The sequence below is a fragment of the Rhodopseudomonas sp. genome (assembly GCF_048594845.1).
Taxonomy (GTDB): domain Bacteria; phylum Pseudomonadota; class Alphaproteobacteria; order Rhizobiales; family Xanthobacteraceae; genus Rhodopseudomonas.
Map to the genome: position 1 here is coordinate 1 of NZ_JBMDXE010000239.1, position 8,371 is coordinate 8,371.

11 protein-coding genes are annotated in these 8,371 nt (G+C 65.6%); 3 read left to right on the plus strand and 8 right to left on the minus strand.

From position 1 onward, the window contains the following. Positions 1–130: 130 nt before the first annotated feature. Complete coding sequence (locus tag ACOJTD_RS15350; RefSeq protein WP_420133759.1) at positions 131–1,054, minus strand: division plane positioning ATPase MipZ; 924 nt, start codon at positions 1,052–1,054, stop codon at positions 131–133. A 229-nt stretch (positions 1,055–1,283) separates the two neighbouring features. On the opposite strand from ACOJTD_RS15350, the gene panC reads away from it, so the two are divergent. Continuing rightward, a complete protein-coding gene (gene panC, locus ACOJTD_RS15355; protein ID WP_420133760.1) occupies positions 1,284–2,135 on the plus strand; it encodes a pantoate--beta-alanine ligase in 852 nt (283 codons plus the stop codon). Between the two features lie 80 nt (positions 2,136–2,215). Here the strand turns inward: panC and ACOJTD_RS15360 are convergent, their stop codons facing one another. The 4 genes from ACOJTD_RS15360 to ACOJTD_RS15375 all read right to left on the minus strand — a co-directional run bounded on the left by ACOJTD_RS15360 (position 2,216) and on the right by ACOJTD_RS15375 (position 4,875). Further along, positions 2,216–2,653 (minus strand): DUF1489 family protein, encoded by a 438-nt coding sequence (locus tag ACOJTD_RS15360; protein WP_420133761.1) that lies wholly within the window; start codon positions 2,651–2,653, stop codon positions 2,216–2,218. A gap of 38 nt (positions 2,654–2,691) precedes the next feature. Further along, entirely contained in the window at positions 2,692–3,678 is a 987-nt protein-coding gene (locus tag ACOJTD_RS15365; protein WP_420133762.1) for a hypothetical protein, read from the minus strand. Positions 3,679–3,815: 137 nt separating this feature from the next. Further along, a complete protein-coding gene (locus tag ACOJTD_RS15370) occupies positions 3,816–4,007 on the minus strand; it encodes a hypothetical protein (RefSeq protein WP_420133763.1) in 192 nt (63 codons plus the stop codon). A 211-nt stretch (positions 4,008–4,218) separates the two neighbouring features. Further along, entirely contained in the window at positions 4,219–4,875 is a 657-nt protein-coding gene (locus ACOJTD_RS15375) for a glutathione S-transferase family protein (RefSeq protein WP_420133764.1), read from the minus strand. Positions 4,876–4,990: 115 nt separating this feature from the next. Between ACOJTD_RS15375 and ACOJTD_RS15380 the strand changes: the two genes are divergently transcribed. Together ACOJTD_RS15380 and ACOJTD_RS15385 are read left to right on the plus strand one after the other, a co-directional pair. Continuing rightward, positions 4,991–5,266: a DUF3253 domain-containing protein gene (locus ACOJTD_RS15380; RefSeq protein ID WP_420133765.1), complete on the plus strand. Its 276-nt coding sequence runs from the start codon at positions 4,991–4,993 to the stop codon at positions 5,264–5,266. A gap of 99 nt (positions 5,267–5,365) precedes the next feature. Beyond that, the gene (locus ACOJTD_RS15385; protein WP_420133766.1) at positions 5,366–5,791 is read left to right on the plus strand and encodes a GFA family protein; all 426 of its coding nucleotides are present in this window, start codon (positions 5,366–5,368) and stop codon (positions 5,789–5,791) included. A 14-nt stretch (positions 5,792–5,805) separates the two neighbouring features. On the opposite strand, the gene ACOJTD_RS15390 is transcribed toward ACOJTD_RS15385, so the two are convergent. The 3 genes from ACOJTD_RS15390 to ACOJTD_RS15400 all read right to left on the minus strand — a co-directional run. Continuing rightward, positions 5,806–6,600: a YdcF family protein gene (locus tag ACOJTD_RS15390; protein ID WP_420133767.1), complete on the minus strand. Its 795-nt coding sequence runs from the start codon at positions 6,598–6,600 to the stop codon at positions 5,806–5,808. Between the two features lie 74 nt (positions 6,601–6,674). Beyond that, entirely contained in the window at positions 6,675–7,493 is an 819-nt protein-coding gene (locus tag ACOJTD_RS15395; RefSeq protein ID WP_420133768.1) for an aldo/keto reductase, read from the minus strand. Between the two features lie 128 nt (positions 7,494–7,621). Beyond that, positions 7,622–8,371, minus strand: a 750-nt coding sequence (locus ACOJTD_RS15400; RefSeq protein ID WP_420133769.1) for a magnesium transporter, incomplete at its 5' end; no start/stop codon positions are given.

Sequence of the window (8,371 nt, forward strand, 5' to 3'; positions counted from 1 at the left end):
CTCGTCAGATGGGCCGTGGCGAGCATCTGCTCACCCTGCTCGGCTGATGCACAGCAGAGACTTTTCGGCGCTTTTCGCGGATTACTACCAAAGCACCAGATAGCAGCAGGTGGGGATAACCGCGACCGTGCTACGCGCCGACGATGTCGTGTAGTTCGAGCGGCTTATCGACCTGCGCGAACCACTCGGCGCGATTCGCGGCACGGCGGCGACCGCGTTCGTCGAGCGGAAGTCGCAATTGTCGCAGCAGCGCCCCGACCTCTTCACGCGCGGTGACATGCCCCATGCTCGGCCGCGTCCCGAGCGTTGCCGCGGTGAGATCGTCTAGCGCAGTGAGACCCCTCGGAAAGAACTCGCGATACACCGAACGTTCGGCCATCCCGTCGAGCGGCCGGAAGCCGATCTGCCGGGCAAGGTCTTTCAGGCTCGCGGCGACGAACTGAGTGTTGCGCGACGCCATGGTCGACAACCTGTTGCGCACGACGATCCAGTCGGTATCGACGCCATCGAGCTGGCGCCGGTTGCGCCGCGCGTCCTGAACCATCGTGGCGTAGTGACTTGGACCGGTGACTGCGAGCGTCGCCGGATCGACGCGGCCGAGCACGTCGAAATCCAGAAAGCTGTCGTTGATCGGGGTGACCAGCGTGTCGGCCATCGAATGCGCCAGCCTCATCAGGTAGCTGTCAGCGCCCGGCGTATCGATCACGATGAAATCGTAGGTCTGCTCGGCCGCCGCCACCGCTTCGGCGAACTGCTCGAACTCGGCCTGTTCGTTCTCGGCAACCTGCATGCTTTCGCCAAGCTGGATGCAGCGATGATGCGGCAGTTCGAGATCAGCGCCGGTATGGCGCGCCCATTGCCGACGATTGTTGATCGTGCGGGTGAAGCTCTGCTGTCGGCAGTCGAGATCAATACTGGCGACGCGTTGCCCGGCCTTGAGCAGCGCCACAGCGATATGGAGTGCAAGCGTCGACTTGCCCGAACCGCCCTTCTCGTTGCCGAGAACGATCACGTGCGCCGCGCCGGACTGAGCTTGGGTCGCCTGTAGAAGCATCGCTGTCCCTTTGCGGATATCTTCGAAGCGTCCGCATCCGCCGGTCAAGCAAATTGCGTACAGGCGCTGCAGGATCAATCCCGATCGCCCTTCATCATGAATCGTAACCTCTCGATACGCCATTCCGGGCGCTGGAAATCCGGTTCGGCTTGGCGGTGGAACAGTTCGTTTGATAAGATCGAAGTCCTGACGGCACAGCCGTCCTCTCCCTCATCGCTTGCGAGTTGTCATGTCCCGTCCTCCCGTCGTCGCCAGAACTGTTCCTGCCCTTCGCCGCGCCCTCGGCGAGTTGCGCCGCCGCAACGCCACGGTGGCACTGGTACCGACCATGGGAGCCCTGCACGACGGCCACATCTCGCTGGTACGCCTCGCCAAGCGCCGCGCCGACAAGGTGGTGGTGTCCGTGTTCGTGAACCCGACGCAGTTCGCGCCGAACGAGGATTTCGGTTCCTATCCGCGGACCTGGAAGGCGGATGCCGCCAAGCTTGCCGCCGAGAACGTCGATCTGATCTGGAATCCGGACGTGAAGTCGATGTACCCGGACGGCTTCGCCAGCCGCATCGGCGTCGACGGCCCAGCCGTCGCGGGCCTTGAAGACCGCTTCCGTCCCCACTTTTTCGGCGGCGTCGCAACCGTGGTCGGCAAGCTGTTCATCCAGGTGCGGCCGGATTTCGCAATCTTCGGCTCGAAGGATTATCAGCAGCTCCGCGTGGTGACGCGGATGGCCGCCGACCTCGACACCGGTGTCAAGGTGATCGGCGCGACCACCGTGCGCGAGCGCGACGGACTCGCGATGTCGTCGCGCAACGTCTACCTCTCGCCAGAACAGCGCCAGATCGCGCCAATTCTGTACCGCGCGATGAAGGAAGTGGCGAAGCTGCTGAAGGCCGGCAAGACCGTCGAGGCGTCGCTGAAGGTCGGTAGCGAAATGATCACCAGCGCCGGATTCACGCTCGACTACCTCGAAGCCCGCCACGCCGAGACATTGGCACCGATCCGATCTCGCAAAGACGGCCCGATCCGCCTGCTCGTCGCCGCCAAGATCGGCACGACAAGGCTGATCGACAACATCGCGGTGTGAGCTGACGAGTTCGCTTCGCCTCACCGCGCCGTCATGGCCGGGCTCGTCCCGGGCATGACGGGCCTTGTGATCAGGAAGCGCTACAGCAATCCCAGTTCGCGCAGCTCGCGCCGCATCGGTTCGGGCATCGCGGCAATGCCTTCGGCGGCCTTGCCGAGGTCGGGCGGCGCGTCGGCCGCGGCGAGGTAGCGCCAGCCCTGAAACGGCCGCATCGGCCGCGGGCTGACCGGGTGCACCTTCGGCTCCATGATCAGGCGGCAGCGGCCGATGCCCTCTGCGTCGCGGAACGGCTCGATGCCGATCAGCCGCGTGCGCGCCGCGATCTCGCCGCGGATTACCCAGTAGAGCGAGCCGCCATCGAGCACTTCGGCATCGCGCTTCGGAACCATGCGGGTGATGTGGAAGTGCTGGCGCGGCAGCCCCTGTGCCTGCGCCAGACGGGCACGCTCGGCGACGCGGCTGGTCAGTTCCTTCACCGACTCGCAGCCGACCGCCAGCTTGATCAGATGAAGCGCCATGATGTCCGAACGATCCTGAATGCGAGGAAGTCTCGCTTTCAGTTATCCGAATTCGGCTGCGCGGGCGCAAGCTGCACGGGCGCAGCGGCGGGCTTCGGTTTCGGCGGAGCAGCGCGCTTGACCGGCGCGGGCGCCTGCCCGTTCGCCTGCGCGGGGGCGCTGGTCTGCACCTGGGCATTGGCGGCAGCCGGCGGACGCTTCGCGGCATGCCCAGCGGGCGCGGCCACGGCTGGCGCGGCGGGCTTGGGTGCAGGCTGCGCCGGCTCGGTCATGATCGAGATCGGCGGAATCGACGCGGAGGTCGCGTAATCGATATTCACAGGCTTGCCGCTGGGTGGCTCTGGCACGGTCGGCGCTGCAGCCGCAAGCGCCCCGCCCGTCGCGCCCTGCCACGATGCCGAGGCTCGGGTCACCGCCATTTCGTAGGCGTGCTCGTTCATGTTCGCGGCGATGCGGCTGTGGTCGGTCAGCGACTTGTAGGCGGCGCAGTCGTCCGGCACGCAACGCTCTTGGGCCGCCAATACATAGGCGATCAGACCATAGCGGTCGCGCTCGATGGAGCGGCGCAGGCGATCGATCTCCGGCGTCATTCGCTTATCGGCCGCCGCAACATCTCCAAGCGCCGTCAGTTGAGCGAGGCGAGTCGACGCGTAGGACACCGCGGCAGCGATCGTCTCCGGCGCGCCGAACAGCGCCCGCTCGCAGGCCGCCTGCACGGCGTCACCGGCAAGATCGTCGACGCAGGCAAGCGCCGGCATCGCGCCGATCGAGCGGCTGGCATCGGTGCTGCGAAGAGACGGCGGGGCGCTGTCGGGGAACGGCCGCCACGTCGCGAAGCCGGCGACACCCACCGCCAGCAGCGTGATGACCCCGAGCACCGCATTGGCCACCGATCGATCGGCCCGCAGCAGCGCGATCATCAGGACCAGAGCGAAGACCGCAAACGCGGCAATCGCGGCCAAGATCGGCAGATTTGGCGAATGCAGAATGTGGTCGGCCGTGGCCGCCCCGGAAGCCCAGTCCATGCGCGTTGTCCCCTTACGCGTATCCGGCTCAAATCAACACGGATTTGCGACGAAAATGCGCGCAAGCTCAGCGCAATATGGCAACTTCGGGTTCCGCTGGCCCGCCTGGTGACGGGGAGACGGCCGCGTGGCGGCCGTCAGCAGACGGTGAGCTGGCTCTCTTTGGCCACGCGTTCGAAGGCTTCGGACGAGCTTTTGATGCGATACTGGCAGTCGGCGCCGTCGGTGGGCAGCAGTCGGATGATCTCGTAGATTCCGCCCGCGGCCGGACGGGCAACATTGCTGGCGGTAAAATATACGTTCTCACCCACCACGAACTTGTGCTTCAACGCTCTACTCCATGCGCCACGAGAACGCCGGCTGCCAAAAAATCCCCAGAACGACCGGCTGAAACCCCGCCGGGCGTATAGCACGCGGAGCCCTCCACTGACCAGTGAGTTGCGGGCATGGCTCCGACCCGAATTTGCAGATTTTTCAGCGTGATAGGCGTAAATTCCGGCTCCTGGGCACCGCCTGCCGAGGCGGCTGCCGGAACCCGGTTCAATCAGTCTCGAAACGCGGGATGACCAAGGTCTCGGCGAGCGCCGCCTCGGTCCACTCGCGAACCGCCGGCAGCGCCTGCATCACCGCCACGTATCCCTGTGAAATCGGATCCAGCTCGACCGCGTAGGTGCGGAAACGCTGCACCACGGGCGCGAACATTGCGTCGGCGGCGCTGAAGGCGCCGAACAGATACGGCCCGGTCCGACCGTAGCGCTGGCGGCAGTCCGCCCAGATCTGCTGGATCCGCGCGATGTCGGCTTTTGCCGTATCGGACAGCGGCTTCGGTGCGACCGGACGATGGATGTTCATGCCGCATTCACTGCGCAGCGCCGCAAAGCCTGAATGCATTTCGGACGAGACCGAACGCGCATGAGCCCTTGCGGCGACGTCGTCCGGCCAGAGCTGCGCTTTCGGGAAGCGTTCCGCGGCGTATTCGATGATCGCCAGCGAGTCCCAGATGGTGACGTCGCCGTCGACCAGCACCGGCACCTTGCCGGAATCCGTAAAGGCGAGGATGCGGCGCTTGTCGGCATCGCCGGTGTAGAGCGGAATCATCACCTCGTCGAACGCGATGCCGGTCGCCTTCAAGGCGATCCATGGCCGCATCGACCAGGACGAGTAGTTCTTGTTGCCGATCACCAGCGTGCGCGTCATCGATGAACTCCAAGCAGCCGATTCAGTGCGGCGTCGCGTTACTCAATCGCGGCGGCGGGCGCGCTGTCAATTGGTGGCGGTTGCGGTGAGCTGCGCAATGCGGCAGGTGTGAGCGATGAATACTCCGGATTCGCCAAGCGCTGCGCCGGCGTCGTTGCACGACGCCCTCCTCTCGGTCCTGACCAAAGCCGGCTCCGGCACGCTGAGCGCGCCGGAGATCGCGCATGCGATCGCACCCGAAGGCGACTGGCACCGCCTGCTGATGCCGATCCGCCGCGCCGCCGTCGAACTGGCGCTGGCCGGCCGGCTGGTGATCTATCGCAAGGGCAAGCCGGCTGATCCGAACGACTTCCGCGGCGTCTACCGCCTCGGGCTGCCGCGGCACGACTAGAGCGCCGATCCCCGCAGAGCAGCTACGAACTGCTGTCGGTTGTCCTGATTAACCTTGCAGGCTACCAGCACGAGTGGCTGCAAGGGACGCGTGAGCCGGATGACGGACAAGGCAAGGGTTTGCAATGGCCGCTGTCACTGCGGCACGGTTCGCTTCAAAGTGACACTCAGCGAGGGCTTCGACTCGATCCGCCGCTGCACCTGTTCGTATTGCCGGATGCGCGGCGCCGTGGTGGCGATGGCCGAGATGGGCGGGATCGAGATTCTGCAAGGCGAAGACGCGCTGACGACGTACCGCTTCCACACCGGCACGGCGAAGCACTTTTTCTGCTCACGCTGCGGCATCTACACCCATCACCAGCGCCGCTCGAACCAGAACCTCTACGCCGTCAACGTCGCCTGCCTCGAGGGGGTGAGCCCGTTCGATTTCGCCGAGGTGCCGGTGATGGACGGGATCAATCACACCAACGACACCGGCCAGCCGACGCGCCGGGCCGGTACGCTGCGCTTCATCCCGGCCGATTGAACAGCCGAGGGTAGCTAAGGCGCCGGTACCAGCCTGTCGCTGCGATGGCGCAGCCGATACGCCAGCAATCCCGCCCATTCGTGCGCGGCGACGTCCATCCGCGCCAGCCCGCTGCTGAGCCGATTGAACGGTTGCGCCGCGTCCTGCCATCCGCGGGTCCGCCAGTCGACCGGATAGGCGACCACGTCGAAACCGGCAGCGCGAAAGACTTCGATCGAGCGCGGCATGTGAAACGCCGAGGTCACCAGCAGCCACAGTTCACCCGGCTTGGGCGAAACCAGTTCTCGGGTGAAGCGGGCATTCTCGGCGGTGGTCCGCGAGCGCCGCTCCAGCAACAGCCGCTCCTTCGCCACGCCGAACCGTTCGAACAGTTCCGCCGCGACCGGCGCCTCGGGAACCGAGTCGGCCAGCAAATTGCCGCTGCCGCCGCTATAAACGATCCGCGCCTGCGGATAGTCCCGCGCCAATTCAAGCGCGGCGACGACGCGCTCGGCCGACGAGTCCAGCTCCACCGAATTGCGCGCGGCACTCACATCCGAATCGAGTGCGCCGCCGAGCACGATGATGCCGTCCGGAGCCTTGCCGGCGTACTGCCAAGGCGGAAAGCGCTCCGACAGAGTCAACAGCATCACGCTGCCGAGCGGCGAATAGCCGGCGATCAGCAGCAGCACCACGCCGGTCGCCAGAATGCGCGTCCCTGCCCGCCGCCACCGCGTCAGCAGCAGGACGAGCCCCGCCACACAGATCGTCGCGATCAGGTTGGAGGGATGGATGAAGAATCCAACAACTTTGGACAGGACGAAAAACATAGGTCACCCGCGACAGCCGAGGCTCGCGAGGTGGCGGGATTCCTCCGGCGAGGTCAATCCGGTGCGATGTCGCCTCAATCCCACTCCGGCTCGGTGGTGCTGTGGACCAGCCGGCCTTCCGGATGATGCAGCGCAAAGATCTGCTGCATCTCGGCGTCGCTGAGCTCGAAGTCGAACACATCGATGTTCTGCGACAGACGCTCGATACGCGAGCTGCGCGGGATCGCCGCCACGTTCTGCTGCACCAGCCAGCGCAGGCACACCTGCGCTGAGGTCTTGCCGTGCGCGGCACCGATATGAGTCAGGATCTCGTTCTGCTTCGCCTGGCCGCGGGCGATTGGACTGTAGGCCACCATCGCAATGCCGAGTTCGGCGCAAATGGCGCGTACATTGGTCTGGTCGAGAAACGGATGGTACTCGACCTGATTGCACACCAGCGGCGCCGGGCACGCCGCCACCGCCTGTTTCAAAAGCGCCACCGTGAAGTTCGAAACGCCGATGTGCCGCGTCATGCCGAGCTCCTGCGCATGCGCGAGGCCGCCGAGCGTCTCCGTGAGCGGCACCTGCGGATTGGGCCAGTGCAGCAGCAACAGATCCACTTCCGACAACCGCATCTTGTGCAGGCTTTCTTTGGTCGAGCGCAGCAGATCGTTGGGCGCGAAGTGGGTGGTCCAGACCTTGGTGGTGACGAACAGCTCGCCGCGACGCACATGAGCGTTGCGGATGCCCTCGCCGACGTCGCGTTCGTTGTTGTAGATCTGCGCGGTGTCGACGTGACGATAGCCCATCCGCAGCGCCTGCTCGACGATCCGGGCGCACGCATGGCCGCTCAGCTCGCCGGTACCGAGCCCGATCGCGGGAATCTTTGCGCCATGAGCTTCCACGAACTGCATTTCGGCCTCGCAGTCGGCAACGCAAACTCGCTGACGCGGAGTATGCACTCCGACCACCGCGAATCCAATCATCTGCGATTACGAGGCACCGGGTTCCACCCGGCGACGTTAATACCCCGATAAAGGGCTTACTTCAGCCCGAACCACAGCGTGGCGATGCCGAGAAACGAGAAGAAGCCGACCACGTCGGTAACGGTGGTCACGAAAGTTCCGGACGCGACTGCCGGATCGGCGCGAACCCGGTCGAGCGCCATCGGGATCAGGATGCCACCCAGCGCGCCGGCGACCAGATTGCACACCATCGCCAGCGCGATCACCACGCCGAGTCCGGCGACTCCGAACCAGGCGTAGGCGGCGAGCCCGGTGATCACCGCGAAGCCGACGCCGTTGACGAGGCCGACCGTCGCCTCGCGCATCACCACCCGCATCGCGTTCCACGGCCCGAGTTCGCGCGTGGCCAGCGCCCGCACCGCCACCGTCATGGTCTGGGTCGCGGCGTTGCCGCCCTGGCTGGCGACGATCGGCGCCAGCACCGCCAGCGCCACCATCTGCTGCAGCTGGCCCTCGAACAGGCCTAGCACCGAGGAGGCCAGGAACGCGGTGGCGAGATTGACCAGCAGCCAGTTGAAGCGGCCACGCGCAATGGTCCAGACTCGGTCGGACAACTCTTCGTCGCTGGTGACGCCGCCGAGCGCCTTGAGGTCTTCGTCGGCCTCCTCCTCGATGACGTCGACCACGTCGTCGATGGTGATGACGCCGACCAGCCGGTTGTCGGGATCGACCACCGGCGCGGCGACGAGGTTGTACTTGCCGAACAGCCGTGCGACCTCCTCCTGATCGTCCAGCACCGAGACCTTGCGGCGGTCCTCGTCGATCAG